General features: G+C 65.7%; 22 protein-coding genes and 1 riboswitch. Of the genes, 17 read left to right on the top strand and 5 right to left on the bottom strand.

Annotation, left to right across the window (positions count from 1 at the left end; genetic code table 11):
- Positions 1 to 228: 228 nt before the first annotated feature.
- Positions 229 to 1485, top strand: a complete 1257-nt coding sequence (locus tag ACIOVF_RS00335; RefSeq protein WP_258606902.1) for a pyridoxal phosphate-dependent aminotransferase — start codon at positions 229 to 231, stop codon at positions 1483 to 1485.
- On the opposite strand, the gene ACIOVF_RS00330 is transcribed toward ACIOVF_RS00335, so the two are convergent.
- Positions 1411 to 2058 carry a DUF1345 domain-containing protein gene (locus ACIOVF_RS00330; protein WP_093382204.1) on the bottom strand — a complete coding sequence of 216 codons (648 nt, stop codon included), beginning with the start codon at positions 2056 to 2058 and terminating at the stop codon, positions 1411 to 1413. The two genes, ACIOVF_RS00335 and ACIOVF_RS00330, sit on opposite strands and share 75 nt — an antisense overlap.
- A gap of 115 nt (positions 2059 to 2173) precedes the next feature.
- Here ACIOVF_RS00330 and ACIOVF_RS00325 point away from each other — a divergent pair, with 115 nt between their 5' ends.
- Both ACIOVF_RS00325 and xerC read left to right on the top strand, forming a co-directional pair.
- Positions 2174 to 2980 carry a hypothetical protein gene (locus ACIOVF_RS00325; RefSeq protein ID WP_156160208.1) on the top strand — a complete coding sequence of 269 codons (807 nt, stop codon included), beginning with the start codon at positions 2174 to 2176 and terminating at the stop codon, positions 2978 to 2980.
- 181 nt (positions 2981 to 3161) lie between these two features.
- Positions 3162 to 4076, top strand: a complete 915-nt coding sequence (xerC, locus tag ACIOVF_RS00320) for a tyrosine recombinase XerC (RefSeq protein ID WP_401286513.1) — start codon at positions 3162 to 3164, stop codon at positions 4074 to 4076.
- 147 nt (positions 4077 to 4223) lie between these two features.
- On the opposite strand, the gene tenA is transcribed toward xerC, so the two are convergent.
- From tenA to gspG, 4 genes are all read right to left on the bottom strand, one after another.
- Complete coding sequence (tenA, locus tag ACIOVF_RS00315) at positions 4224 to 4889, bottom strand: thiaminase II (protein WP_401286511.1); 666 nt, start codon at positions 4887 to 4889, stop codon at positions 4224 to 4226.
- A gap of 3 nt (positions 4890 to 4892) precedes the next feature.
- Positions 4893 to 5540, bottom strand: a complete 648-nt coding sequence (locus ACIOVF_RS00310) for a TenA family protein (protein ID WP_045198274.1) — start codon at positions 5538 to 5540, stop codon at positions 4893 to 4895.
- An 81-nt stretch (positions 5541 to 5621) separates the two neighbouring features.
- Positions 5622 to 5736: riboswitch (TPP riboswitch) on the bottom strand.
- A 38-nt stretch (positions 5737 to 5774) separates the two neighbouring features.
- Complete coding sequence (locus tag ACIOVF_RS00305) at positions 5775 to 6962, bottom strand: type II secretion system F family protein (RefSeq protein ID WP_045198276.1); 1188 nt, start codon at positions 6960 to 6962, stop codon at positions 5775 to 5777.
- Between the two features lie 15 nt (positions 6963 to 6977).
- Positions 6978 to 7400 carry a type II secretion system major pseudopilin GspG gene (gspG, locus tag ACIOVF_RS00300; RefSeq protein ID WP_045198278.1) on the bottom strand — a complete coding sequence of 141 codons (423 nt, stop codon included), beginning with the start codon at positions 7398 to 7400 and terminating at the stop codon, positions 6978 to 6980.
- A 177-nt stretch (positions 7401 to 7577) separates the two neighbouring features.
- Between gspG and ACIOVF_RS00295 the strand changes: the two genes are divergently transcribed.
- The 14 genes from ACIOVF_RS00295 (at position 7578) to ACIOVF_RS00230 (ending at position 26402) form a co-directional block, all read left to right on the top strand.
- Entirely contained in the window at positions 7578 to 8177 is a 600-nt protein-coding gene (locus tag ACIOVF_RS00295; RefSeq protein ID WP_045198280.1) for a lytic transglycosylase domain-containing protein, read from the top strand.
- A gap of 186 nt (positions 8178 to 8363) precedes the next feature.
- A complete protein-coding gene (mnxG, locus tag ACIOVF_RS00290) occupies positions 8364 to 14243 on the top strand; it encodes a manganese-oxidizing multicopper oxidase MnxG (RefSeq protein WP_401286508.1) in 5880 nt (1959 codons plus the stop codon).
- Between the two features lie 14 nt (positions 14244 to 14257).
- Positions 14258 to 16237: a YncE family protein gene (locus tag ACIOVF_RS00285; RefSeq protein WP_401286506.1), complete on the top strand. Its 1980-nt coding sequence runs from the start codon at positions 14258 to 14260 to the stop codon at positions 16235 to 16237.
- Positions 16234 to 16881: an SCO family protein gene (locus ACIOVF_RS00280; protein WP_401286504.1), complete on the top strand. Its 648-nt coding sequence runs from the start codon at positions 16234 to 16236 to the stop codon at positions 16879 to 16881. The genes ACIOVF_RS00285 and ACIOVF_RS00280 overlap by 4 nt, the downstream gene beginning before the upstream one ends.
- A gap of 17 nt (positions 16882 to 16898) precedes the next feature.
- Entirely contained in the window at positions 16899 to 17522 is a 624-nt protein-coding gene (locus ACIOVF_RS00275; protein ID WP_401287558.1) for an SCO family protein, read from the top strand.
- A 3-nt stretch (positions 17523 to 17525) separates the two neighbouring features.
- Positions 17526 to 19061, top strand: coding sequence for an ABC transporter substrate-binding protein (locus tag ACIOVF_RS00270; RefSeq protein ID WP_401286502.1), 1536 nt, complete (start codon positions 17526 to 17528; stop codon positions 19059 to 19061).
- The gene (locus ACIOVF_RS00265) at positions 19058 to 19705 is read left to right on the top strand and encodes a SurA N-terminal domain-containing protein (RefSeq protein WP_401286500.1); all 648 of its coding nucleotides are present in this window, start codon (positions 19058 to 19060) and stop codon (positions 19703 to 19705) included. The genes ACIOVF_RS00270 and ACIOVF_RS00265 overlap by 4 nt, the downstream gene beginning before the upstream one ends.
- A 229-nt stretch (positions 19706 to 19934) precedes the next feature.
- Entirely contained in the window at positions 19935 to 20471 is a 537-nt protein-coding gene (locus tag ACIOVF_RS00260) for a response regulator (RefSeq protein ID WP_401286498.1), read from the top strand.
- Between the two features lie 53 nt (positions 20472 to 20524).
- Positions 20525 to 22225, top strand: a complete 1701-nt coding sequence (locus ACIOVF_RS00255; protein WP_195884247.1) for a GspE/PulE family protein — start codon at positions 20525 to 20527, stop codon at positions 22223 to 22225.
- On the top strand, positions 22176 to 23003 hold the full coding sequence (locus tag ACIOVF_RS00250; protein ID WP_093382252.1) for a hypothetical protein: 828 nt from the start codon (positions 22176 to 22178) through the stop codon (positions 23001 to 23003). The genes ACIOVF_RS00255 and ACIOVF_RS00250 overlap by 50 nt, the downstream gene beginning before the upstream one ends.
- Position 23004: 1 nt before the next feature.
- Positions 23005 to 23547, top strand: a complete 543-nt coding sequence (locus ACIOVF_RS00245) for a pilus assembly protein (RefSeq protein WP_045198305.1) — start codon at positions 23005 to 23007, stop codon at positions 23545 to 23547.
- The gene (locus ACIOVF_RS00240) at positions 23534 to 24082 is read left to right on the top strand and encodes a pilus assembly protein PilO (protein WP_401286495.1); all 549 of its coding nucleotides are present in this window, start codon (positions 23534 to 23536) and stop codon (positions 24080 to 24082) included. The genes ACIOVF_RS00245 and ACIOVF_RS00240 overlap by 14 nt, the downstream gene beginning before the upstream one ends.
- On the top strand, positions 24082 to 24582 hold the full coding sequence (locus ACIOVF_RS00235) for a hypothetical protein (RefSeq protein ID WP_401286493.1): 501 nt from the start codon (positions 24082 to 24084) through the stop codon (positions 24580 to 24582). Before ACIOVF_RS00240 ends, ACIOVF_RS00235 begins: the two co-directional genes overlap by 1 nt.
- Entirely contained in the window at positions 24579 to 26402 is a 1824-nt protein-coding gene (locus tag ACIOVF_RS00230; RefSeq protein WP_045198310.1) for a secretin N-terminal domain-containing protein, read from the top strand. The genes ACIOVF_RS00235 and ACIOVF_RS00230 overlap by 4 nt, the downstream gene beginning before the upstream one ends.
- The last annotated feature ends 3 nt before the right edge of the window (positions 26403 to 26405 follow it).

The following is a 26405-nucleotide window of genomic DNA, read 5'->3' as shown; positions in this document are numbered from 1 at the left end:
ATGGCGCCAGTGTCGGCCCAGGATGATGACGGTTTGTCGAGAGTTTGACCCAGCTCACGTTCCCCAGCAGGCGCGGCGACCACTTTGGTATTGGCGGCAAACGTTTGCTGGCAATATTTCCCCGCCTGCTATGGCGCCGCTCTGCTATTTTTACCGACAGTCGGCTGGGATGCTTGCCTGGGAGTTTCAGACCAATGGCGCGTCCAGGTTCAGTCAAGGAGACCGTCCATGCGTTATTCCGCGCTCACCCAACGTATCGCCGGTGACGGTGCTGCTGCCTGGAACATCCACTACCGCGCCGTCGAACTGCAAGGCCAGGGCCGGGATATCATCCTGTTGTCGATTGGCGACCCGGACTTCGACACCCCGCAACCGATAGTCGACGCCGCCATCGACAGCCTGCGCGGTGGCCATACCCACTACTCCGATGTGCGCGGCAGCGAGGCCTTGCGCCGCGCCATCGCCGCCCATCACACCCGCCACAGCGGCCAGCCGGTCGACCCGCTGGAAGTGGTGGTGCTGGCCGGGGCGCAATGCGCGTTGTATGGCGTGGCCCAGTGCCTGTTCGACCCGGGCGACGAGGTGATCGTCGCCGAGCCCATGTATGTCACCTACGAAGCGGTGTTCGGTGCCTGCGCCGCAAGGCTGGTGCCGGTGCCGGTACGCCCCGAGCAGGGCTTCAGGGTCGACCCTGACGACATCGCCCGGCGTATCACCCCGCGCACCCGCGCCTTGCTGCTCAACAGCCCGCACAATCCCTCTGGCGCCAGCCTGCCCAAGGCCACCTGGCAGCGCCTGGCGCAGCTGTGCATCGACCACGACCTGTGGCTGATCTCCGATGAGGTCTACAGCGAGCTGTTGTACGAGGGCGAGCACTTCAGCCCGGCCAGCCTGCCGGGCATGGCCGAACGCAGTGCGACCATCAATAGTCTGTCCAAGTCCCATGCCATGTCGGGCTGGCGGGTCGGCTGGGTGATCGGCCCGCAGCAGTTGACCGAGCACTTGAGCAACCTGGCGCTGTGCATGCTGTACGGCCTGCCGGATTTTATCCAGGACGCCGCCCAGGTGGCCCTGGAGCAAGACCTGCCCCAGGTGCGGCAGATGCGCGAGCGCTACCGCGAGCGGCGCGACCGGGTTTGCGCAAGCCTTGACGGCTGCCCGGGCATCCGCGTGCACAAGCCCGATGGCGGCATGTTCGTGATGATCGATATCCGCGAGACCGGCATTGGCGCCCAGGCCTTTGCCGAGCGTCTGCTGGAGGAGCATGGGGTGTCGGTGCTCGCTGGCGACGCCTTCGGCCCCAGCGCCGCCGGCCACCTGCGTTTTGGCCTGGTGCTCGACAGCGACCGTTTGGAGCAGGCCTGCCAGCGCATCGCCCGTTGCGCCATGCAGGTGCTTGAAGGCGTGCCGTCAGTTCAACAGGCCGGCGGCGATGTTGATGGTAAAGCCCAGAATCGCGGTGTTGAACACGAAACCCACCAATGAGTGGGCGAGGACGATACGGCGCATCTGCCGGTCGGCAACGCCCACGTCCGAGGTCTGCACGGCGACGTTGAGGGTGAACGAGAAGTAGTGGAAGTCCCAGTAGTCGGGGTTCAGCTCGCCATCGGCAAAGCGCAGCAAAGGCTCCTTGCTGCCGGCGGTGTAGAACAGCCTGGCGTAGTGCAGGCTGAAGATGGTGCCGATCATCAGCCAGGAGCCGGCAATGGTAAAGCCGGTGTAGGCGTAGTGCAGCAGTTGCGGGCCACCGCCAAGGCCGCGGCTGGCGGCCAGTTGCAGGGTCACTGCGGCAAGGCTGGCGATCGCTGCGATGCTGACGGTGAGCAGCACCAGGCCGGCGTTTTCATCTTCGACACAGGCCACTTCGCGTACCTTCTCGGGGCTGGCGCGCAGGGTCAGCCACAGCACCAGCAGCAGGTACAGCCAGACGCCGATGTTCCAGCCAGTGAGGATGTGCTGCACCAGATTGTCGGCGGGAATCAGCCAGCCGCCCAGGCAGCCGGCAACGGCAGAAAAACTCAGGCGCGGGTGGGTGCGGGTCAGTCGATGGAAAGCCATGGGGCCTCGGGGCAGGGGGTTCCTCGGCAACTGTAGCCCATCGTTGCCGCCTGCGGGCGCGGAAATGCTTGCTGGCGGGCGCGGCCTTGGGCATTCTTGCGCGCCTCGCTTGCTCATGGATGACGCCCCTTTGTTCGCCCCCTCTTTACGCCTCGCCGCGTGCGCCCTGGGCGCTGCGCTAGCGCTTGGCGGTTGCAGCCACGGTATCGAGTCGATGCCGCTGGAATTCACCTCGTTCACCTATCACGATGGTTCTTACTCCCTGCGCTTTCGCAGCGACGAAGAGATTATCAGCCTGTTCGAACGGCATACCGGCGACGGGCAGATCGGCGAGTGGTTTACCTGCGCCCTGGACGATGACCAGGATTTCACCGTTGGCCATGCGATGATCTACAGCCTGGTTGGCGGTGTCGATTTCGAGGGCATCTCCGAAATCAAGGGCTACAACTACGTGGTCAACGCGCATTTCTACAAGACCACCCCGGACCGCAGCACGCAGACCGAACTGCTCAAGCCGGCGATCCAGCGCCTGCTGGCGGACAAGGCGCATATCCCCTGCAAGCTGAGTATTACCGCGTTTCTTTACGATGCCTACTACTCGAAAACCCTGCAATTGCCGGTCGACCAGGTGCTCACCGAAGTGGCCCGGCACCGCGAGCGCCTGGTGCAGTGGCAGCCCGAGCCGATTGTCATCGGTCGTTCGCCGCTGGTGCCGCGGATCGAGCCGTTGCCGCTGTACAGTGACCGCTTGCAAATCATCGATAACGACACCGGCCGCCCACGCGGCCACGTGGCCTATGTGGTCAAGCGCAGTGACGGCTACCTGGAGCATGGCGAGACGGATTTCAACGGTTTGACCCATGAAGTCATGTCGCTGACCCGCGAAACCGTGAAGCTGTACCTGGATGACTCGGTGCCATGAAAATGCCCTCAATCGATTCCGGGGGCGTCGATGAGGTACTATCGGGATTCTTGCCGTGGCTAAAAAGACTTGCCAATCAATGACCTGATTGTGATGCAGGTCAGTGGCCACGGTGTTGTCACGAGTCAGACTGGCCCGTTGCAGGCCCCTGACCTCAGCTGCGCTCTACAGGATTCCCGGTTTGTCCGATTCACTGCAAAACCCCTTGCTGCAATACCTCGCCCGCCTGGCGCCGTCCAGCCAGCTGACCATGAAGTACATCCTCCAGGATGCTGCCGACCGCCTGGGCTTCGAGGATTGCGACATCGCCGAGGTGCCCTGGCACCAGCTCGAGCCCGGGCATGTCACCGCGCTGGTGGCGGCCTTGCGCGCCGATGGCTATGCGCCGAACACCTCGTCGCTGTACGTCAACGCGGTACGCGGGGTAATGAACGAGGCCTGGCGCCTGAGCCTGATCAGCCAGGAGCAGTTGCTCAAGATCCGCACGGTCAAGCCGACCCAGGGCACGCGCCTGCCGGCCGGGCGCAACCTCAAGCGCAGCCTGATTCGTGAGCTGATGGACGCCTGCGCTGCCGACCCGCGCCCGCAGGGGTTGCGCGATGCGGCGGTGATCGCCTTGCTGTACGGCACCGGCATGCGCAAGTCCGAGTCGGTCAACCTGACCCTCAGCCAGGTCGACTTCAGCGAACGCAGCCTGCAGGTGCTGGGCAAGGGCAACAAGCAACTGATCAAGTACGCGCCGCCCTGGGCGTTTGCAAAGCTCAACGCCTGGCTGGCGTTTCGCCGCGAGCAATTGCCTGAAGGGCGGGCCGACGACGAGTTCCTGTTCAACCGTATCCGCCGTGGCAGCCACATCACCCGCGAGCGCATCACCAAGCACGCGATCTACTACATCGCCCGCCAGCGCGGCACTCAAGTAGGGGTAAAGATCATGCCCCACGATTTTCGCCGCTCGTTCATCACCCGGGTGATCGAAGAGCATGACCTGTCGATCGCGCAAAAGCTGGCCCACCACACCAACATCCAGACCACCGCCAACTACGACATGCGCGATGACAACGAGCGGCGGCGGGCGGTGGATCGCTACGATTACTGACCTGTGGGCCCTGCAGCCTACGCCCCCTGTGGGAGCTGGCTTGCCAGCGATTAGGCCGGTACAGTCAGTGCACCATGTACTGACTGGAATGCGAGCGCTTTGCACTCGATCGCTGGCAAGCCAGCTCCCACAGGAGCCGGTGCAGTATTACGGCCTCGCGGCCTCCAGCCCCATCTGCCAGAAGTCGGCTTCCAGCCGCGAGGCCTGGGCGAAGACCTTGACCAGTTCCTCGAAGCGGCGCTCGGTCATGGTTCGCGCGGCCAGGTCATCTAGGTGCGCGCGGGCAGCGGTGGCCACGCCCTGGTAGCCGGCGCCTGCGTATTCGCCAATCCACTCGCGGTAAGGATGATCGCCCAGTGCCTGAACGCCGTCGGGGGTCAGGTTGCGGCCGATTTCGGCATAGCCGATCACGCACGGCGCCAGGGCTACGTGCAGGTCCAGCAGGTCACCGGCGGCGCCGCAGTCCAGCACGAAGCGGGTATAGGCCACAGTGGCCTGGTGCTCCGGGGTCGCCGCGAGATCGTCAGCCGACAGCCCCCAGCGCTCGCACAGGCGCACGTGCAGCTCGGTTTCGTCGAGAATCGCCGCCAGCCCCGCCTGGGCGGCGCGAATGTCGGCGAGGGTGCGGCTCTTGTAGGCGGCCAGGGCCCAGGAACGGGCGAACTGGATCAAGAACAGGTAGTCCTGCACCAGGTACTTGCGAAACGCCGGTTGCGCCAGGGTGCCGGCGCCCATCTGGCGAACGAAGTCGTGCTCGACGTAGCTGTGCCAGTCGGCGCTGGCGGCCTGTTTCAGGCGCTCGAAGATATCCATGGCTTAGCCCTCAATGTCGTAGGCGGCGTCGAAAAACGCCTGTTCCAGCGCCACGCTGCGCAGGAAGAAGTCGCGGCTGACCTGTGCCTGTGCAGGCCCGACGCGGTCCAGCTCGGCGCGCAGGAAGGCGACAAAATCCTGGAACGCCGGGTTGTCGTGCAGGGTGATCCACTCGGCGTGCTCGAAGCGCGGCGGCAGTTGCTTGTTGGCCCGCAGCGCCCAGTCCAGGTACAGGCCCTCGGCGACGTTGAGCACCGCCAGGGCGGCGGCGTAGGAGCGGGTGGCCGCGGCTTCGCGCATGATCGCCTTGAAGCCTGCGGTCGGCGCTGAGTCCGGTGCCTCAAGGCGCTGCGCCTCGCTGACGCCCAGGGCTTCGAAAGCGCGCAGGAAGTAGGTGTTCTCTTCACCGGCGATCACCCCGGTAAAGCGCCCCAGGCGAATCCGCGCCTCGAAGGTATCGGCGCTGGCGATGGCGGCGCCGAGCAGGGTCAGGAACGCATCGATGAAACGGTGATCCTGGATCAGGTAGTTGACCAGCACAGGGTCGGCCAGGCTGCCGTCGAGCAGTTCATTGACGAAGCGGTGTTCGATGCACTGGGTCCAGCTCGGCTCGCTTTGCTGGCGAAGGCTGTCGGTGAAGCGCGCGGTCATGCTGTTGTCCTTTTTATCGTGACGACAGCGGGGCCGGTGATGGCTGGCATGGTCGGCCCCGCAGTGAGGCCGGCAAAAAGGCAGGTGCACAATACCCATCCCTTCGCCGGCATGATCCGGATCAGGTTCGAAGGGTCACCGCGCTGCACATGCCAGCGGTTTCTCAGCCCGTTGCCGGGCTCCCCTTGGTGGCCGAATCTATACAGCAAGGGCCCTGGATTGTCACGCGTTGCGCTAGTGGATGCTCGAGGCCAGCTCGAAGATCGGCATGTACATGAGGATCACGATCAGGCCGATCAGCAGGCCGATGAAGGTCATCAGCAGCGGCTCGAACAGGCGCACGAACCACTCGATCCAGCGGCTGATCTCCTCGTCGTAGAAGTCGGCGCTGCGCTCCATCATCTGCCCGAGGTTGCCCGACTGCTCGCCAGCGCGCAGCAGGCGCAACGACACTGGCGTCACCAGGTGCCCGGCCTCCAGCGCCGCCGACAGCGACTGGCCTTCCTTGACCCGTTCACAGGCCTGCTCCAGCCGCAGGCCACTGGCCGCGCCGAGCAGGCCGCGGGCCATGGCCATGGCGGTGAGAATCGGGATGCCGCCCTGCAGGAGGATCCCCAGCGAGCGGTAGAACCGCGCCAGCTCATACATCACCAGGCGTTTGTGCAGGGCCGGCAGGCGTTCCAGCTGGCGGTTCAGCCAGCGCCGCACCCGCGGCTCGCGACGCAGCATGAACAGCAGCACCATGAGTAGCCCAAAGCTGCTGGCCATGGCCAGCTGATGCGCGTGCAGGAACATCCCGGCCTGCATCAGCCAGCGCGACATCCACGGCAGCTCGGTGCCCAGGCCTTCGAACACCAGACTGAAACGCGGTACCACATAGCCGAGCAGAAACAGCACCACGCCGCCGCCGACCAGCAACAGCAGCAGCGGGTAGATCGAGGCGCTGATGATCTTCTGGCGCACTTCGTCCATGCGCTGGCGGTAGGCAACATAGCGGCCGAGGGCATCGCCCAGGGCGCCGGTCTTCTCGCTCGATTGCACCAGCGCCACGTACAGCGGCGGGAACACGCTGGGCAACTGCGCCAGGGCCTGGGAGAACGACTTGCCTTCATACAGCAGGCGCACCAGTTCGCCGAGGGTCTTGCGTGCCTGGGGCGCGGTCTCTTTTTCGGCCAGGCTCTCGAGGGCGTCGATCAGCGGCAGGCCGGCATTGAGCAGGGTGGTCAGCTCCTGGCTGAACAGTACCAGGTTGAACACCTCGCCACGCCGCCAGCGCAGACCGGCCAGGCGCTGGCAACTGCGCACGCTGACCACCCGCAAGCCTTGTTGCTCGACCTGCTCGCGGGCCTGGCCCGGGTCCTGGGCGTCGACCTGGAGCAAGACCACCCCGGCCTTGCCCAGGGCCTTGAGTTCATAGCGCATGCGCAAGCCCTCCGGTTATTGCCAACTGGTGATCTCGGCATTCTCGCCATCGCCGCCGGGCTGGCCGTCCTTGCCCATCGACAGCAGGTCGTACTCACCGTTTTCACCGGGCTGGCGGTAGATGTAGTTACGCCCCCACGGGTCTTGCGGGACCTTTTTCTGCAGGTACGGGCCCGACCAGCGGGTTTCGTCGCTGGGAGCCGCCACCAGTGCCTGCAGGCCTTGCTCGGAATTGGGGTAATGCCCCACTTCCAGCCGGTACAGGTCCAGGGCCTTGCTCAGGCCTTCAATCTGCGCCCGGGCGACCTTGGCCTCCGAGCGCCCCAACTGGCTGAAGTACTTGGGGGCAACGATGCCGGCCAAGAGGCCCAGCACTACCAGGACTACCAGCAGTTCGAGCAGGGTGAAGCCGCGTTGCGCGCGATGGTTGTTGTTCATAGCCAGGCCCTCCACAGGTGCGCTGCAAGGCCTTATGCAATTGCCGTGCGCGTCTGCGCCGGGCCTTTGCCGCACGGGCCTGGCAAGGCGGCACAGTGCTTGCGTCAGAAGGGTAACGCCCTGGCAATCGGGGCATATGCCCCACTTTCTGGGGGACGCAACGGGGAGGGTGGCACGATGCGCTGGCTCACTGCGGCAATCCTGGCCTGGCTGGCCATAGTCAATCCGGCTCAGGCCGATGTGTACATCTCGATCAAGGCCGATGGTAGCTATGTATTGAGCAACGTCCACCGGCCGGGGCGAACCTACCAGCGGGTCATCAGCGAGGCCGTGAGCCTGGCCAGCAACGGCCCGCAACTGATCACCGGCATGCCCTACGCCGAAGTGGTGGCGGCAGCGGCGCAGGCCAACGACCTGCCGGCGGCCTTGCTGCACGCAGTGATCCAGGCCGAATCGCGCTACGACCCCAACGCCCGCTCGACCAGCGGCGCGGCCGGGCTGATGCAGCTGATGCCCGACACCGCCAAGGAAATGGGCGTGAAGAATGTCCTCGACCCGGCCGCGAACGTGCAGGGCGGGGCGCGCTACCTCAAGCGCATGCTGACCCTGTTCGACAACGACATCACCCTGGCCGTGGCCGCCTACAACGCCGGGCCAGATGCGGTGCTGCGTCGCGGTCGGGTAGTACCGCCGTTTGCCGAAACCCAGCGCTACGTGCCCAAGGTGCTGCGCCAGTACCGGCGGCTGCAGGGCCTGGCGGTGGATGATCCGTTGTAATCGCAAAACCTGTGGGAGCGGGCTTGCCCCGCGATGAGGCAACCCCCGATTAGTGGGGAATACCGGGGAATCACCCCCAATCAAGATTCATTCAGCTTTATAAACTACTGAAAAACAACAATAAAAAATTTGGCATGGGCCTTGCTCCGGCCCCTCCAGAGTCCCCTTGCACCACCGAGGCACGCCATGATGACTCCAATCAAAGGCTCAGTCCTGACTTCCCTGCTGCTTGCGGCCGCCAGCCTTGCCTGGCAACCGCTCAGCGAAGCTGCCGTGCGCTGCGAACGCAACCTGGTGGCCAATGTGGTGGCGCTCGATCAGCCACTGATGTTCAACCGCCTCGGTGCGCAGAATGCCAACGGCATGATGTTCGCCCTGCGCCGCGACGTGGTCGACGAGCACCAGGTGTCGCTGGCCACTGGCGGCGCCGCGGTACCGGGTAAAGTCAGCCTGCGCCCGGACAAACGCCCGCGGCCGATCGTGCTGCGGGTGGCGGCGGGCGACTGCCTGACCATCAACCTGCAAAACCTGCTGGCCTACCAGGCCAACCCGAACAAGCACGGCATCGACCACGAGCAAGAGAACGAGGTCGAAGGCGAGGAAAACGAAGGCGCTGAGAACGAAGCGGGCGAGGGCAACGAACAGGGCGGCGAGCATTTTGTCGCCGACGAGCAGGTCAGCGACCGTCATGTCGGTTTTCAGGTTAACGGCATGCAGGCGGTCAACAGTATCGGTGACATCGCCGCCAATACCGGGCGCAACGGCAACTTCCTGATCGCCCCCGGCGCCAGCCGTTCCTACACCCTTTACGCCGAGCGTGAAGGCGCGTTTGCCGCCACCAGCCAGGGCGCGACCTTTGGCGGCGAGGGCGGTGCCGGCAACGTCGCCAATGGCCTGTTCGGCCAGGTGGTGGTGGTGCCCAAAGGTGGGCGCACCTTCCGTAATACCCTGACCGAAGAAGAGATGCGCCTGAGTAGCAGCGGTCGCACCCCCACCGGCCAGCCGATCGTCGACTACCAGGCGCGCTACCCGCAGCAGGAGCCGTGGATCCGCGAAGGCAAGGCCGGTTCGCCGATCATTGCCATGACCGATGGCAACGAGATCATTTCCAGCGAATCCGACGCAATTGTCATGGGCCCCAACGCCGATGGCAGTTTCCCGGCCTCGACCTACCCGCTGGAAAGCATCGGCAAACGCAACCCGGCGATCCCCAACCGCCTGGAGCCGTTCCGTGATTTCGCCGCGCAATTCACCGACGAAGCCGCCTCGACCCAGGCCTTCCCCGGTTACTGGGCAGACCCGGTAATGGGCCATGTGCTGGAGCCGACCCGCGACTCGTTCATGATCAACTATGGCTCCGGCGGCATGGGCGCCGAGGTTGTGGCCAACCGCCTGGGCGTGGGGCCGATGCATGACTGCCTGTCATGCGCCTATGAAGAGTTCTTCTTGAGTTCGCACACCGTCGGCGACGTGGCGATGCTGGTGGACGTACCGGCCAACGTCGGCCTGGAGAACATCCGCCCGGGCCAGACCCCGAGCGCCGAGCAGGTCGGGGTCAAGGCGACCATGGCCCTGTACCCGGCGGAACCGGCCAACGTCAACCACAGCTACATCGGTGACATGGTCAAGTTCCGCAACACCCACAACGGCCACGAGCAGCACATCTTTCACCTGCACGGCCACCAGTGGCTGTTCAACCCCAATGACGACAACTCCGACTATGTCGACGCCCAGGGCATCGGCCCGGGTGTCGGCTACACCTACGAAATCGCCAACGGCGGCTCGGGCAACCGTAACCGCGTGGCCGGCGATGCGATCTATCACTGCCACTTCTACCCGCACTTTGCCCAGGGTATGTGGAGCATGTGGCGGGTCCACGATGTGTTCGAAGAAGGCACCCGCCTGGAAGTCTCCGGGCAGAGCGAAAACGGCTATCACAGCGTGCCGTTCGCCTTGCGCAGCGGCAAGCCGGCCGCGGGCGCCCGGGCCTTGCCGGACGGCGAGATCGTCGCCGGTACGCCAATCCCGGCCATCGTGCCGTTGCCCGGCAAGGCCATGGCGCCGATGCCCGGCAAGGTCGCGGTGATTCCCAAGCTGGCGCAAACCCTGGTTGCCGCAAACCATCACGACGATGAGCAAGAAGAGGGCGATGATGACGCTGGCCATGACGACGCCGCGCCGCGCGCAGTCGGCTCGCTGGCCCTGGTCGATCGCAGCGAGGCCAACCGCAACGCCGACGGCAGCCTGAAGAACCCGGGCTTCCCGTTCTGGATCGGCGGCATGGAAAACACCGTCGGTCAGCGCCCGCCAACCCCGCCGCTGGACATGCTCGACCCGGCCAAGGCGCAACAGTTGAAAAACTCCGGCAACGCCCTGTGGGCCAACCTCGACCCGGCCCAGGTCGGTGGCTGGGACGGCGGCCTGCCACGCCATGCCCTGGACGGCCTGTCGGCCGGCGGCGAGGCGCTGGTGACCACCACTGCGCTGGACTTCACCAAGGCGATCACCAAGGCCAAGGCGGTGTTTTTGCCCGAGGAGGGTACCGACGTCGAACAGGCGGCGATGAGCTTCCATTCCAAACTGGAGCACCCAAGCTATGCCGTGCTGCCTGGCAAGCAGACCGTGGCGCGCAACTTTCGCACCAACGGCGCCGCACCTACCGCCGGCGCGCCGTATTACGAGCCGTGCATGGATGATCGCGCCAAGCGCCTGACCCAACTGTCCGGCGCCGGTGAGTTCAACAGCGGCGAGCGCCTGGACGGCATGAGCTTTACCGGCAGCTCGACTTTCACCGCCGACCGCCCGCGCATCTACAAAGGCGCCAACATCCAGTTCGACGCGGTGTACAACAAGGTCGGCTACCACTTCCCGCAGGCGCGGATCATCAGCCTCTGGGAAGACGCCTGGGCGGTGATCAACAAGCAGCGCCCTCCGGAGCCGCTGGTGATGCGCATGAACACCTTCGACTGCGTGATGTACCAGCACACCAACCTGATCCCCTCGTACTATGAAATGGACGACTACCAGGTGCGTACGCCAACCGACGTTATCGGCCAGCACATCCACCTGCCAAAATGGGACCTGACCGCCGCCGATGGTTCGGCCAACGGCTGGAACTACGAGGACGGTATCCTTTCCCCTGGCACCGTGGTCGAGCGTATCCACGCGATTCGCGAGTTCAACGAGTGCCGCGCCGGCGACCCGCGCGAAGGCACGGCCGAGTGCCCGGTGGCCAAGGCGCACCCGTTCTTCGGCCGCTACGGGCGCGCCGACTGGCTGGGCGCGCGCACGGCCATGCAGCGCTGGTTCGTCGACCCGGTGGTCAACGTGCATAACGTCGACCGTGGCCTGGGCACCATCTTTACCCACGACCACCTCGGCCCATCGACCCACCAGCAATTGGGCCTGTACGCCACCGTGCTGGCCGAGCCTGCCGGCTCTACCTGGTACCACGCCGAAACCGGAGAGCTGCTGTACAACAGTGCCCTGCGCGAAGACGGCGGGCCGACCTCGTGGCAGGCGGTGGTGAAAACCGGCGACCTTGACGGTGACGGGCGCAACGACAGCTACCGCGAGTTTTTCCTCGAGTACAGCGACTTCCAGCACGCCTATGAGGCCGGTGTTTACGTGGGTGCCGGCCCGGACGGCATCCCCAATGCCCAGGCTTACCCGGCCAGTGCCGACAGCTTTCGCTACGCGATCAACCCGCCGGTGCGGCAGAAGGCTTCGAACCTGCTGGAATCGGTGGTCGAGTCGCGCGGCGGGCTCAATCCGGGCTGCCCGAGCCGGCCGTGCCCGCAGGCGATCTCGGTGGATGACCCGGGGATGTTCGTCGTCAACTACCGCAACGAGCCGCTGGCCCTGCGTGTCTACGACCCCAACAAGGTCGCCCCCGACGGCAAGCGCGGCATGCAGGCCGACGGCCTGGCCGGCGATCTCGCCTATGCCATGCAGAGCCGCACCGACCGCGCCATCCCGGCGATGAACCTGTCGCCGGCGGCTGTTACCTCAGCCGTGGGGCCAACCGGTGGCACCACCTTGTTCCCGCCGCACATCAACGCCGCCGGGGCCGAGCCGGGCGACCCGTTCACGCCGATGCTACGCACCTACTCCGGCGACAACGTGCGCCTGCGCATGCATGCCGGTGGCCATGAAGAGGAGCACAACGTGACCCTGCATGGCGTCAAATGGCTGCAGAACGGCTCGGGCTTCGGCAACAGCTCGAACTCCGGCTGGAAGGCCTCGCAGATGGTCGGGATCTCCGAGCAACTGGGCTTCATGGCACCGGTGTCGATGATCTCCAGCGCGTCGGCGCCCAACGGTGACTACCTGTATTCGCTGGACGCCGCCCACGAAGGCTACTGGAATGGCATCTGGGGCGTTATGCGCAACTACAGCAACAGCCGCAACGACCTGTTTGCCCTGCCCAACAACCCGTTGCCGATGGCGGCGCGCAATACCGTGGCATTCGACGGCATCTGCCCGCGCTTTACCGCCAACACCAATGGCATCGGCACCCGGCCAACGGTGCAGCGCAGCTATGAAGTCGTCGCCGCCCTGGCCAACGATATCCTCGGCAACTCGCTGGGTGTGAGCATCACCGACCCGGCCGGCGCCGGCCAGCACGTCGGCGGCCCGCTCAAGGCCAACGGCGGCACTCTGGTGTACAACAGCCGGCGCACCAGCATCCCGCAGGTGACGGTGACCGACCCCGAAGATGGCGAGACCTTCACCATCGGCGGCCACAGCGGCCCGCTGCACGACCCGACGGCAATCCTCTATGTGCGCAAGGCCGACCTCGATCCGGGCACCGGCAAGCTCAAGCCCGGTGTGCCGATCGAGCCGCTGGTGCTGCGCGCCGCTGCCGGTGAGTGCCTGAAGGTCACCCTGGAGAACCGCCTGCCGCAGGTAATGCCCGACCTGCCGAGTACCGCCGTGATGCAGAACGTGGTCAAGCGCGACCGCAATGGCAGTGAAGGCTCCACCGCCTTCAACAACAACCTCATGCGGCCCTCCAGCCATGTCGGCCTGCATGCCCAGTTGCTGGCCTACGACATCACCAAGTCGGACGGCGCCAACGTCGGCCAGAACCCGGTGCAGACCGTGCCGCCACGGGCCGGCAACAGCGGCGCCTACCCGAGCAAGGTCTACCAGTACTACGCCGGGCACCTGGAGCGCGAAGGCAAGCCGGTGCTGCAGATGGGCCGTGCGGTGGACAACATCAACACCACCGCCATCGAGTTCGGCGGCCTGAACATCACCCCGGCCGATGTCATCAAGCAGGGGCAAAAGGGCCTGATCGGCGCCATGAGCATCCTGCCGCTGGGTGCCACCTGGAGCGAAGACACGGCCAGCCGCGCCTCGGCCACTGTGCAGGTGCCGGGGCAAACCGCCTACCGCGACTTCGCCACCCTCTGGCAGCGCTCGCTGAACATGCGCTGGGCCGATGGCCGGCCGGTGGAGGGCATTGCCACTGAAGGCAACGGCGTGCCGGGCGATCCGAAGGACAACTCGAACATGGCCATCAACTACAAGACCGAGCCGTTGTGGTTCCGCTTCGGCCTGGCCCCGGATGCGCCGTTCGGCCATGCCGATGGCAATGGCTGGGCCGATGTAGCCAATGCCCACATGGCCTACAGCAACGCCCTGGTCGGCGGCGATCCGCAAACCCCGGTGCTCTGGGCCAAGCCTGGCCAGCCACTGCGCAACCACGTGCTGATGCCCACCGGCGGCAGCCGCGGCATTACCTACCAGCTCGACGGGCACCTGTGGCCGTTGCACGCCTACCAGCCGGAGAAGGCCGACCCCGGTGGCTACCCGATGTACCAGCCCGGTATCGGTTCGGTGCGCTTTGGCTACAACCCGCAGGCCATGTACATCGGCGCCCAGGAGAGCGTGCTGCCGGCCGCGCACTTCAGTTTCATGCTGCCTAGCGCCGGCGGCAGCAACGCGGTACCGGGTGACTACCTGTTCCGCGACTACGCCGCCTACGGCAACGCCTCCGGGTTGTGGGGGATCCTGCGGGTGACCAACGAAACACCACCGGCCACGCCGCCAGCACAGTGAGTGAGGGGAAGGTCATGAACAACAAGAATCGACCGCTGTACCTGGGTCTGCTGGTGGGCCTGACCCTGATCGGCCTGGGGGTGAGTTACGAAAGCCTGTGGTGCGACCCGCGCAGCGAGCAGGCCGAAGGTGACCCCCAGGGCCTGCATAGCTTCAGCCGCGACGGCGTCAGCGTCGAGTTCGAGGCGCGGCCGCTGGGCAGCGGCGGGACCTTGACCGAAGGCAGCTTCGCCAATGTGCGCTTCAAGATCACTGACCAGAACAGCGGCCAGCCATTGTCGGGGGTATCCCCCGGCGCCTGGCTGGACCCGGCGCTGACCGGCGAAGCGGCCAAGGACCGCAGCACCAGTTGCAAGGCACGGGTGGCGCTGTTTCTCAAAAGCAGCATCGGCGCACGGCCCTTGCTCGATTTGAACAGCTACTTCCTGCTGGTGCTGAACAAGGACGCCAGCCTCACGGTGATTGATCCGTCGGTGTCGGTGGGCGGGGTCACCAGCACCCTGGCGCGCATCGAACTGCCGGGCACACCGATGGACTGGGTGGCGAGCAAGGATGACAAGCAGGTCTACGTGTCGATGCCGGAGCGCGGCGAGGTGGCGTTGATCGATACCGAGACCTTCCAGCGCGTCGCCAACCTGCCGGCCGGCAAGCAGCCGCTGCGCCTGGCGATGCAGCCCGACCAGCGCCTGCTGTGGGTCGGCAACAATGCCCGCGACGCCCAGAGCAGCGGGGTGACAGTGATCGACGTGCCCAGCCGCAAGACTCTGAAGTTTTTCGCCACCGGCGCCGGTCACCACGAAATCGCCTTTAGCAGCGATTCGCGCTACGCCTTTGTCAGCAACCGCGACAGCGGCACCCTGAGCGTGATCGACGCCAGCGAGATGCGCCTGGTGAAAACCCTCAAGGTCGGCTCGCACCCTTTGTCGGTGGCCTATTCGCCGCTGTCCCAGGCGGTGTACGTGGCCGATGGCCGCGACGGCAGCATCAGCGTCATCGATGCCCGCAGCCACACCCAGCGCCACCTGATCGAAGGCAAGCAGGGCTTGGGGCCGATGCGCTTCAGCAATGACGGGCGCTTCGGCATCGTCCTCAACACCCTGCAAAGCCAGGCCATGGTCATCGATGCCAGCAGCGACCGGCTGATCCACAGCCTGCCGGTGGCCGCCGAACCCTACCAGCTGACCTTCACCCAGGCCTATGCCTATATCCGCGGCCTGGCCTCGCCCAAGGTCAGCATGATCAACCTCAGCAGCCTCGGCGAAGGCCGCCAGCCGATCGTCCAGGGCTTCGAAGCCGGGCCCGCGGCGCCGCGCCAGGCCGGTGACCTGCCGCTGGCCCAGGGCCTGACCGTGGCCCGCGACGAGAACTCGGTGTTTGTGGTCAACCCGGTGGACAACACCACCTACTTCTACGCCGAAGGCATGAACGCGCCGATGTCCGGCTACGCCAACCGTGGCCACAGCGCCCGCGCCGCGCTGGTCATCGACCGCAGCCTGCGCGAGGTGGCGCCGGGAGTGTACAGCTCGACCATCAAGCTGCCGGCCGCCGGTACCTTCGATGTCGCCTTTTTGCTCAACCAGCCGCAGATCATCCATTGCTTCAGCACCGAAGTGGCGGCTTCCAGCAGCGCCCCGCACCGGCAGACGCCACGGGTGGAGTTCCTTATCGGCCCCTCGGTGGTCGACCAGGGCCGGCCGCTGATCGCGCGCTTTCGCATCAGCGAGGGCAACGGCACGCCGCGCACCGGAATCAAGGACCTGAGCCTGCGCTACTTTCTCGCGCCCACCTCGCGCGCCCGCACCAGCGTGGTCCGCGAAGTGGGCGAGGGCATCTACGAGGCGCCGCTGGAGCAACTTGAAGCCGGCGCCTGGTACCTGCACGTGCAGGCGCCGTCGCTGGGCAAGCGCTTTGCCGAGAACAACTACACCAGCCTGCGGGTAATGCCCGCCGGCGCACAGCAAGCATCCGACGCCGGACCAAGGAGTGTGCAATGAAACTGCTCGATCGCTGCAGACTGTTCAGCCTCTGCCTGCTCGCCGCCAGTTGCGGTATCGCCCAGGCCCACAACGGTGTCGACCACAGCGGCCATGGCGCGCCCGCCGCCCACCAGGAAAAGACCTCGGTGCGCTTTGCCGATGTCTCGTTGCTCGACCAGAACGGCATGCCGGTGCGCCTGGAAAAGGACCTGGTGGCCGATCACCTGGTGGTCATGGGCTTTATCTACACCAGTTGCACCACGGTGTGCCCGGTGGTTTCCTCGATCATGGCCAAGGTGCAGAAGCAGCTGGGCGGCCGGGTCGGCACCGAGGTGCAACTGGTGTCGATCAGCGTCGACCCGCAGCGCGATGATCCCAAGCGCCTGCTCGGCTATGCCCAGATGTTCCAGAACGGCCCGGGCTGGAGCTGGCTGACCGGCACCCCGTATGCCATCAACGAAACCCTCAAGGGCCTGGGCAGCTTCAGCGCCGACCTTGGCCAGCATCCGCCGCTGATCCTCGTCGGTGACGGCCACAGCGGCCACTGGACGCGCTATTACGGCTTTACCGACCCACAGCTGCTGATCAGCGAGATCGACCGCCTCAGCGCCCGCCGGGTGCACGCCAAGCACACCGCCATTGCCCAGGAGGTGCAACCATGAGCGCCGTCAGCCGTGGCATGCGCAGCACCGACTGGCTGGCCCTGGCGCTGTGCCTGTGGATCCTCAGCGCAGTGGCCCTGGCCCATGAAGGCCATGGCTCACCACCGCCCAACGCCACCCCGGCGACGGCCGAGGGCGGGACCCGCGACGCCCGCACGTACTTCACCGACACCGTGCTGCAGGACCAGAACGGTCGCAACCTGCGCTTTTACCAAGACGTCCTGAAAGACCGCGTGGTGCTGCTCAATGTGATCTTCACCCACTGCAATGACGCCTGCCCGCTGATTACCCGCAAGCTGCGCGAGGTGCGCGAAGCCCTGGGCGAAGACGCAGCCAGCAAGGTCACCTTCATTTCCCTGAGCAGCGACCCGCAGAACGACACCCCGGCGGTGCTCAAGGCCTTTGCTGAAAAACAGGGGGTGGACAGCGCCAACTGGCTGTTCCTCACCGGTGACAAGGCGCAGATGGACCTAGTCTTGGCGCGCCTGGGCCACCTGATTCCAAGCCCCGAGCAGCATTCGACCCAGTTGATTGCCGGTGACGTGGCCAACAAGCGTTGGAGCAAGATCCGCCCGGACGCGCCGGCGCAAGCCATCGCCCAGCGTCTGCAATTGCTGTCGCAACCCTTGGCGGGGCGCTGAGCCATGGGCGCGTGCCTGGGTATCGGCCTGCTGCTGAGCGTGCTGCTGGTCAGCCCGCTGGCCAGCGCCATCGAGCTCAGCCCGCAGGAGCAGGCCGGCAAGCGCCTGTACCGCGAAGGCCTGTCGAGCAGCGATGCCCAGGTGTCGGCGCGGGTTGGCGCCGCCGACATGCTGGTGCCGGCCAGCGTCGTACCCTGTGCCAGTTGCCACGGCAACGATGGCCTGGGCCGGGCCGAGGGCGGAGTGCGTCCGCCGTCGTTGAACTGGCAGCGCCTGGCCGGCGGGCAGGGCATGCGCGAGGTCAATGGCCGCCGCTATCCGGTCTACACCGAGGCGAGCCTGGCCCGCGCCATCCAGGAGGGTCGTGACCCGGCCGGCAACCGCCTGGACCCGGCGATGCCGCGCTTTGTCCTGAGCATGGCCGACCAGCGCAACCTCAGTGCCTACCTCAAGCGCCTGGCCGATGACCGCGACCCGGGGCTGGAGGAACAGACCCTGCGCCTGGGCACCTTGCTGCCAACCCAGGGCACCCTGGCCGAGCCTGCGCGGGTGGTGGCGGCGGTGTTGGCTGACCGTATCGAGCAGATCAACCGCCAGGGCGGCATTCATGGCCGCAGCTTGCAGCTGGTCAACCTCGACCCCGGCCCCGACCAGGCCAGTGCCGAGCAGGCGCTGGCGCAACTGCTCGACCAGCAGCGGGTATTCGCCCTGGTCGCGCCGATGGCGCCGGCCCTTGATGCCACGCTGGGCGAGCGCCTGGAGCAGGCGCGCCTGCCGTTGATCGGCGCCGCCCCGCAGCTGGCCGGCAGCCGCCAGGTGTTCGACCCCTTGCCCGGGCTGCGCGAGCAACTGCTGAGCCTGGCTGACTATGCCCAGGGCAGCCTGTCGTTGCAGCAGGCCCAGGTGACTATCGTCTATGCCGAAGCCAGCCAGGCCGCGCTGGCGGCCAATCTGCGCGAGGCCTTGCTGGCGCGCGGCTGGAGCCAGGTCAAGGTCGAGGCCTTCGAGCAGCAGGCACCGACCGGGCAGGCGCTGTTCTATCTCGGCAAGGCCTCGGGCTTCAGCCGCCTGACCGAAGCCTTGCAGCAGGCCGGGCGCACGCCTTACCTGTTCGCCGCCTCAAGCCAGGTCGCCAGCGAGCTGCTGCTGGTGCCGCAGGCGTGGTCGCGGCGGGTGTTCCTGGCCTATCCGTTCATCCCCAGCGACTGGACCGCCCAGGGCCGCGAGGCGCTCACCGCCCTGCGCCAGCGCCAGGGCCTGGATGGCCGCCAGGGCTTGTTGCAGGTCAGTACCTGGTGCGCCATGCAATTGCTTGAAGAAGCGCTCAAGCGCGCCGGCCGTGATGCCAGCCGCGAGAAACTCACCCAGGCCCTGGAAGGCCTGCACGACGTGCACACCGGGCTGACCCCGGCCCTGGGCTTTGGCCCGGGCCGGCGCCAGGGCCTGAACGGTGCGCATGTGGTCACCGTTGAAATGCCCGGCCCGGTGTTCTATCCGGTTGCCGCCTACCAGAGTGTCCTTGAGACGAGGTCGCCATGAACCGCCTGATGCCGTTGCTGCTGTGCCTGTTGGCTGTATCGCTGCACGCCGCGGACGGGCCGCCGGCGGCGCGGGTCAACGGCGTGGAGATCAGCCAGATGCGCCTGGAGCGCTATTTTGCCGAGTATCTTGAGGATCAGGGCAGGGCGCTGACCAGTATCCGCAACCCCAGCGTGTACAAGCGCCTGCGCGAACAGGCGCTGAACGACCTGATCGACCGCGAGCTGCTGTGGCAGGAGTCCCAGCGCCAGGGTGTGACGGTCAGTGATGCCGAGGTCGAGGCGCGCATCGGCCACCTGCGCCAGGCGTTCGGCAGCAATGAAGTGTTCGAGCGGCGCCTGGCCGAGGCCGGTTTCGACCCCCAGAGCTTTGCCGCCTATACCCGTCAGGAAATGGCCGCGCAGCAAGTGTTCCTGGCCGCCAGCCGCGTGCCGGAGCCAAGCGCGGCGCAGGTGTCGGCGTTCTATCAAGCCAACGCGAAAACCTTTGCCGGTGGGCAGAACCAAAGCCAGGGCGACCCTGTCCAACGGGAGCAAGGACTTGCAATGGCTAAAACCCTTCTTATCGATCAACTGCAGACGCAGGCGCGTCAGGCGTTGTTGCAACGCTTGCGCGACAGCGGTCAACTGCAGCGTATCGACTGAGCGCAGCGCCGCCCCCACTATTGGGGGCAGCACTAGGGGCAAAACGCCATCTGTCCCCCGGGATTGGGGAAGGGGCTAGCACCCGTTTGCGTCTATGCTTACAGAATCAACGACATAGCACAGTGATTTGCGCCGTATCACGTCTGGCACGAAGCATGCGTAAGCCTCTACAAGGCCGCACTCGTGCCGGGCCGGGAAACCGGGCCAGCGATGCTTCAGGGAGTGGACCTTGGTGAACAGAGTATTGGTAGTCGATGACGAACAGACCCTTGCCGGCAATATCCAGGATTACCTGGTTCTGCAAGGCCTCGACGTCCATGTTGCCCACGACGGAGCCAGTGCCATCGGCGCTGCCGAACGCACCCGGCCCGAAGTGGTAGTGCTGGATTATCGCTTGCCCGATATGGAGGGGTTTCAGGTTCTGGAGACTGTGCGCCAACAAGGTACGCGCTGTCATTTCGTGCTGATCACCGCCCACCCGACCGCCGAGGTCCGTGAGCGGGCCAGCCAACTGGGTGTCAGCCATATCCTGTTCAAGCCTTTTCCCCTGGCGGAACTGGCCCGCGCAGTCCTCGACCTGATGGGCATCAAGCGAGAAAACCGGCGCGCAGCCGACAAGGACACAGGGTTCGTCGAACGACGCCAGAGCAGGAGTGAGAGTTTCCCCCTGCAGTTGTTCGACGGTAGCTGGGTCCTGGCCGATCGCCGACGTAATGGCGCACGGCCGCCGGGGCCCGACGACGACCAACTGCTCACCGGGGAATAACGCGCGAGCAGGGCTGAACCAGGCTCTCCGCGCCCCGCGTCGGAGAGCATGCCATGGAACCGTTGTCGCTCGTTCCTCCCGTTGTAGCCAGCACCCCGGCGCCCCTTGGCCGTGCGCTGCTGGCCCAGGCCAGGGCCAGTGCCGAACTCAGCGGCGAACGCCTGCTCGATACCCTGCAATCGCTCAGCGGCCTTGAGCCGGCAGCGTTTGTCCAGTGCCTGGGCGCCACCCTGCATTACCCGCTGCTCGACGGCCCGGCGCTGTTCGCCGCCACGCCGCTGTTCGAGCGGGTCAGCCTGGCCCAGTGCCTGAAACGCGAATTCATCCTCCTCCAGCATGACGGCCAGACCCTCGGGGTGTTCGCCGACCCCTTCGACGACGCCCGCCTGGCCTGGATCGACGACTGCCTGCAAGGCGCACCGCTGTACCTGGTGCAAGCCGCTGAGCTCACGGGCTTTCTGGCCCGCCACGAAGAGAGCTTCCACGCGGTCGATTCGCTGGACACCGAGAACGAAACCGCCAACGAGCTCGACAGCCTGCAGAGCCTGTCATTGGCCAGCATCAGCGAAGACCAGAGCCGGGTGGTCAAGCTGGTCAACTCGACCCTCTACGATGCCCTGAAGATGCACGCCAGCGACATTCACCTGGGCGTGACCGGCAGCGGCCTGGTGATCAAGTACCGCATCGACGGCGTACTCAACAGCATCAGCAAGGTCAGTGGCAGCGAGTTCGCCGACCAGGTGATCTCGCGGATCAAGGTCATGGCTGAGCTTGACATCGGCGAGAAACGCGTGCCCCAGGACGGCCGCTTCAAGATCGGCATCAGCGCCCGGCAGATCGATTTCCGAGTCTCGATCATGCCGAGCATTTTCGGCGAAGACGCGGTGTTGCGGGTGCTCGACAAACAGGACCTGGCCGATCGCGTCAGCGGCGTGCAGTTGCAGGCCCTGGGCTTTGAACAGCAGACCCTGCGCAGCCTGCGCCGGCTGGCCAGCGAACCCTACGGGATGATCCTGGTCACCGGCCCCACCGGCAGCGGCAAGACCACCACCCTTTACGCCATGATCAGCGAGATCAACCACGGCGTAGACAAGATCATCACCATCGAAGACCCGGTCGAGTACCAGTTGCCGGGGGTGCTGCAGATCCCGGTCAATGAAAAGAAAGGCCTGACCTTCGCCCGCGGCCTGCGCTCGATCCTGCGCCACGACCCGGACAAGATCATGGTCGGCGAAATCCGCGACCCGGACACCGCGCAAATCGCCGTGCAGTCGGCACTCACCGGGCACCTGGTGTTCACCACCATCCACGCCAACAACGTCTTCGATGTGATCGGCCGCTTCAGCCAGATGCAGGTCGACCCCTACAGCTTTGTCTCGGCGCTCAACGCCGTGCTGGCCCAGCGCCTGATTCGCCTGGTTTGCCCGCACTGCGCCGCTGCCCAGCAACCCAGTGATGAAGAACTCGTCGCCTCGGGCCTGGAGCCCGGCCAGGTCGGCCATTACCGCTTCGTTCACGGCAGTGGCTGCGGCCAGTGCCGGGGCAGCGGTTATCGCGGGCGCACGGCGATTGCCGAGCTGCTGCACCTGGATGACGACCTGCGCCAGATGATCGTCGAGCGCAAGCCCCTGGCGCAAATCAAGACCCTGGCCTGCCAACGCGGCCTGCGCCTGCTGCGCAGCTCGGCGCTGGAGCTGGTGCGTGATGGCCGGACCACCCTGGAGGAGATCAATCGTGTCACTTTTATCGCCTGATCGCTTTATCGCCGTGCTCGGCGCCCAGGGTGTGGGCCTGTGCCAACGCCAGGGTCAACAGCAACGCTGGCTCGCCAGCCTGGACTTTATCGCCGAGCGCAGCCTGGCCTGGGCCGTGGCCCTGGAGTCGCTGCAGCACCTGCTGGTTGAACATGCCGGCAAGGGTGCGCAGTTGCAGGTGTTGCTCTCGGCCCAGTACAGCCGCTTCTGCCTGGTGCCCTGGAGCGCCGCCATCAGCCGCCCGGACGAGTTGCAGCAGTACGCCCGCGCCTGTTTCGAGGCGCATTACGGGCAGAGCCTGGAAGGCTGGCGCATTGTCGTATCCCCCGAAGCCGGCGGTTGCCCGCGCATCGCCAGCGCCACGCCGCAGGCCTTGCTCGATCAGCTTGAGGCCCTGTGCCGCAACCTCGGGCTACGCCTGCGCTCGACGCGGCCTTACCTGATGGCGGCCTACAACCACTTTGCCGAGCAACTGGGGCAGGGCGACTTTCTCTTCGTCCTGGCCGAGCCGCAACGCAGCGTCTGCCTGCTGGCGCAAAACGGCGCCTGGCAGCACGTCAGTGCCCAGGGCTGCAGCGACAGTGACCAGGCCCTGCAAGCCTTGATCGCCCGCCACAGCGAGTTGCACCAGGGCGAGGGGCAACTGCCGGTGTACCTGCATGCGCCCGGGCGCCTTGAGCCAGTACCGGCGCTGGCGGGCGTGCAACTGTGCGAGCTGGCGCCAGCGCCGCTGGCGGTACGCGACGTGCTGTGCAGCATGTCACGGGCGGTGGCCTGAAATGCGCCGCCTGATGCTGGACCTGCAGCCCGCCCGCACAGGTTGGCCCGCCTGGGCGCTGCTGGCATGCGCACTGAGCCTGCTGCTCGGCACTGCGCTGCTGCAGCAGGGCTTCGATCAACAACAGGCCGGGCTTGAACAGCAACTTGAACAGCTCGACCGGCAACTGGGCAAACGGCCCCAGGCCGAGCCAGCGCTCAATGCCGCGCAAAGCCGCGAGCAGGCCGAAAAACTGGCACAGATGCGCAGCGTCTCGCAGCAACTGCAACGGCCGTGGGAGCGCCTGTTCAACATGCTTGAAGGGCTGCCGCAAGACGACGTTGCCTTGCTCACCCTGACCCCCGATGCGCGCAAGGGCCAACTGCGCATCAGCGCCGAAGCCCGCGACCTGGAGGCCATGCTGGCCTTCCACAAGCGTCTGGAAGCCAGCGACGAGCTGCGCGATGTGTCGCTGCTCAACCACGAAATCATCGCCAAGCAGGCCGAGCATCCGGTGCAGTTCAACCTGTCGGCCACCTGGGAGAACGGCAATGCGCATCCCTAGCCTGATCCTCCATGAACGCGCCCGCCAGCTCGGCGTAGTGGGCCTGGCCGGTACCGGGTTGCTGGCCCTGGCCCTGCTGTATGGCGTTACTGCCTTGCTCGGCCAATGGCAGCAGTTGCAACAGCTGGAGCAGCAGCGTGATCAGGCGCTGTTGCAGGTCGCGCAGTTCAAGCAGGGCACGCTGAAGCTGGCGCAGGTGCCCAGGCACGAGCTGGAAGACTTTCACAAACAGCTGCCGGCCCAGCCTCAGGCCACTGTGGCCATCGACCGCATCTATGCCCTGGCCAAGGCCGAGCAGATCACCCTGGCCCGCGGCGAGTACGCCCTGGGGGTCGATCCCAAGACTCAGCTGGCGCGTTACCAGATCCTCCTGCCGGTGCGCGGCAGCTACCCGCAAATCCGCCGCTACGTGCATGCCTTGCTCGGCCAGTTGCCGGCACTGGTGCTCGAAGACATTGACCTGCAGCGCAAGAAGATCGGCGACCGCGAGCTGACCGGGCGCATCCGTATGACCCTTTACCTGTCGAGGTCATGATGAACACTCAACGCAGCCTGGCCTGGCTGGCTTTTCTCGGCACCGCCGCAGTGCTGGCCTGGGCACCGGGGTATTTCTTCGACGACGTCGCTGAAGACGCCGAGGCGGCTGTTGAGGTCGCCGGCAAGGCTTCTGCACCGCTGACGCCGACTGCGCAGATGGCGGCAAGGCCGGCAGCCCTGCAGCCGCGCGACCTGTTCCCGAGCAAGAGCTGGAAGCCTGCGGTGCAGGTCACCACCGTCACCGAACAACCGGTGGTCATCGCTCCGCTGGCCGTGGCGCCTGTCGCCCCGGCACTGCCATTCCAGTTCGTTGGCCGCCTGGATGATCGCGACGACCAGCAGGTGTTCCTGCAAAGCGGCGAAAAACTCTACGTCGTGCGCCGCGGCGACGTGATTGATGACACCTACCGGATCGAGCAGATCTCCGCCACGGAGCTGAGCCTGGTCTACCTGCCATTGCACCTGTCCCAGACCTTGTCTGTAGGGAGCGCACCATGAATTCGCCAAGGCTCAGCCACAAAGCGCCGTACCTGATGCTTGCCCTGTGTGTCGCCCTGGCCGGATGCGGCACTTCGGGTGTGCGCAAGGACGCCCAGGCCCTGATCGGTGAGGGCCAGTACGAAGCCGGAATCGCCCAGCTTGAAGACGCGCTCAAGGAACACCCGCGCGACACCGAACTGAACATCGCCTTGATCCAGGGCCGGCGCCAGGCGGTGGAGGCGCTGCTGACCCAGGCCGACAGCGACCGCAGCCGCCATGACTTCGGCGGTGCGCGCACAGGTTACGGGCGGGTGCTGACCCTGGAGCCGAACAACCGCCGGGCCCTGGATGCGGTGCGCCAGATCGAGCAGATGCGCAACCTGGGCGAGCGCATTGCCCTGGGCCAGGCGGCGTTGCGCAGCGGCGACCTGTTCGGCGCCGAGCGGCACATGCGCGAAGTGCTGCTGCTCGACCCGCAGAACGAAGGTGGCCTGGCCCTGCGCAAGGACATCGAGCTGGTGCAAAGCCGCACCGCCCAGCCCAACCCGCAACTGCGCAGCAAGCTCGAACGGCCGGTGACCCTGGAGTTTCGCGACGCCAACCTGAAGACCATCTTCGAGGTGCTGTCGCAGGTGGCGGGGCTGAACTTCATCTTCGACAAGGACCTGCGCCCGGACATGAAGGCGACCATCTTCGTGCGTGACGTGCGCATCGAAGACGCCGTGGCCCTGCTGCTGGAACAGAACCAGCTGCACCAGAAGGTGGTGAACGACAACACGCTGCTGATTTACCCGGACTCGCCGCAGAAGATCAAGGATTACCAGGAACTGGTGATGCGCACCTTCTACCTGACCAGCATCGACGCCAACACCGCGCTGAACATGGTCAAGACCATGCTCAAGACCCGCGACGTGTTCGTCGACGAGCGCCTCAACACCCTGACCATGCGCGACACCCCCGACGCCGTGCGCATGGCCGAGAAACTGCTGCAATCCCAAGACCAGTCCAACCCGGAAGTGGTGCTGGAGGTGGAAGTGATGGAGGTTGCCCGTTCGCGGATCCTCGAACTCGGCCTGCAGTGGCCCAACACCTTTGGCATCCTCAACGCCGATGGCAACCCGGTGGGCACCCTCGACCAACTGCGCGGCATCAACTCTTCGCGCATCAGCATTGCCCCGGCCCCGCAAGCCAAGATCAACGCCCAGGACAACGACATCAACACCCTGGCAAGCCCGGTGATCCGCGTCAGCAACCGTGAACAGGCGCGCATCCACATTGGCCAGCGGGTGCCGATCATCAGCGCCACCTCGGTGCCCTCGACCCAGGGCCCGGTGATCACCGAAAGCGTCACCTACCTGGACGTCGGCCTCAAGCTCGAAGTGACCCCGGTGGTGCACCTGAACAACGAAGTGGCGATCAAGGTGGCCCTGGAAGTCAGCAACGCCAAGCCGCTGGAGCCGACCCGCCAGGGCACCATCCCGGTCCAGGTCGATACCCGCAACGCCCAGACCAGCCTGCGCCTGCACGACGGCGAAACCCAGGTGCTGGCCGGGCTGATGCGCAACGACCAGGGCGGCAGCGGCAACAAGATCCCGGGGCTTGGCGACATCCCCGGCCTGGGCCGGCTGTTCGGCAGCAACCGCAGCGACAACAGCCAGTCGGAGCTGGTGCTGTCGATCACCCCGCGGATTATCCGCAACCTGCCGTACCAAAGCCCGTCAGACATGGAGTTTGCCACCGGCACTGAAACCAGCATGCAGATCCGCAACCTCAACCGCAGCATCGAGGTTGACGACGAGCAACCCATTGCGGCGGTACCGACCGCGGTGAGGCCGTAAATC

Source organism: Pseudomonas sp. NPDC087612, from assembly GCF_044743505.1.
Classification (GTDB): Bacteria; Pseudomonadota; Gammaproteobacteria; order Pseudomonadales; family Pseudomonadaceae; genus Aquipseudomonas.
Note: the sequence above shows the minus strand (reverse complement) of the source record. Positions and strands in the feature narration are given on the sequence as shown.

Bases quoted from the DNA above. Each gene is read 5' to 3' on its own strand.
- ACIOVF_RS00295 (WP_045198280.1), top strand. From the start codon at position 7,578: ATGCGCTGGCTCACTGCGGCAATCCTGGCCTGGCTGGCCATAGTCAAT.
- mnxG (WP_401286508.1), top strand. From the start codon at position 8,364: ATGATGACTCCAATCAAAGGCTCAGTCCTGACTTCCCTGCTGCTTGCG.
- ACIOVF_RS00285 (WP_401286506.1), top strand. From the start codon at position 14,258: ATGAACAACAAGAATCGACCGCTGTACCTGGGTCTGCTGGTGGGCCTG.
- ACIOVF_RS00280 (WP_401286504.1), top strand. From the start codon at position 16,234: ATGAAACTGCTCGATCGCTGCAGACTGTTCAGCCTCTGCCTGCTCGCC.
- ACIOVF_RS00310 (WP_045198274.1), bottom strand. From the start codon at position 5,540: ATGACCGCGCGCTTCACCGACAGCCTTCGCCAGCAAAGCGAGCCGAGC.
- ACIOVF_RS00240 (WP_401286495.1), top strand. From the start codon at position 23,534: ATGCGCATCCCTAGCCTGATCCTCCATGAACGCGCCCGCCAGCTCGGC.
- ACIOVF_RS00325 (WP_156160208.1), top strand. From the start codon at position 2,174: ATGGATGACGCCCCTTTGTTCGCCCCCTCTTTACGCCTCGCCGCGTGC.
- ACIOVF_RS00255 (WP_195884247.1), top strand. From the start codon at position 20,525: ATGGAACCGTTGTCGCTCGTTCCTCCCGTTGTAGCCAGCACCCCGGCG.
- tenA (WP_401286511.1), bottom strand. From the start codon at position 4,889: ATGGATATCTTCGAGCGCCTGAAACAGGCCGCCAGCGCCGACTGGCAC.
- ACIOVF_RS00235 (WP_401286493.1), top strand. From the start codon at position 24,082: ATGAACACTCAACGCAGCCTGGCCTGGCTGGCTTTTCTCGGCACCGCC.
- gspG (WP_045198278.1), bottom strand. From the start codon at position 7,400: ATGAACAACAACCATCGCGCGCAACGCGGCTTCACCCTGCTCGAACTG.
- ACIOVF_RS00245 (WP_045198305.1), top strand. From the start codon at position 23,005: ATGCGCCGCCTGATGCTGGACCTGCAGCCCGCCCGCACAGGTTGGCCC.
- ACIOVF_RS00265 (WP_401286500.1), top strand. From the start codon at position 19,058: ATGAACCGCCTGATGCCGTTGCTGCTGTGCCTGTTGGCTGTATCGCTG.
- ACIOVF_RS00305 (WP_045198276.1), bottom strand. From the start codon at position 6,962: ATGCGCTATGAACTCAAGGCCCTGGGCAAGGCCGGGGTGGTCTTGCTC.
- ACIOVF_RS00250 (WP_093382252.1), top strand. From the start codon at position 22,176: ATGGCCGGACCACCCTGGAGGAGATCAATCGTGTCACTTTTATCGCCT.
- ACIOVF_RS00230 (WP_045198310.1), top strand. From the start codon at position 24,579: ATGAATTCGCCAAGGCTCAGCCACAAAGCGCCGTACCTGATGCTTGCC.
- ACIOVF_RS00330 (WP_093382204.1), bottom strand. From the start codon at position 2,058: ATGGCTTTCCATCGACTGACCCGCACCCACCCGCGCCTGAGTTTTTCT.
- ACIOVF_RS00270 (WP_401286502.1), top strand. From the start codon at position 17,526: ATGGGCGCGTGCCTGGGTATCGGCCTGCTGCTGAGCGTGCTGCTGGTC.
- ACIOVF_RS00275 (WP_401287558.1), top strand. From the start codon at position 16,899: ATGCGCAGCACCGACTGGCTGGCCCTGGCGCTGTGCCTGTGGATCCTC.
- ACIOVF_RS00335 (WP_258606902.1), top strand. From the start codon at position 229: ATGCGTTATTCCGCGCTCACCCAACGTATCGCCGGTGACGGTGCTGCT.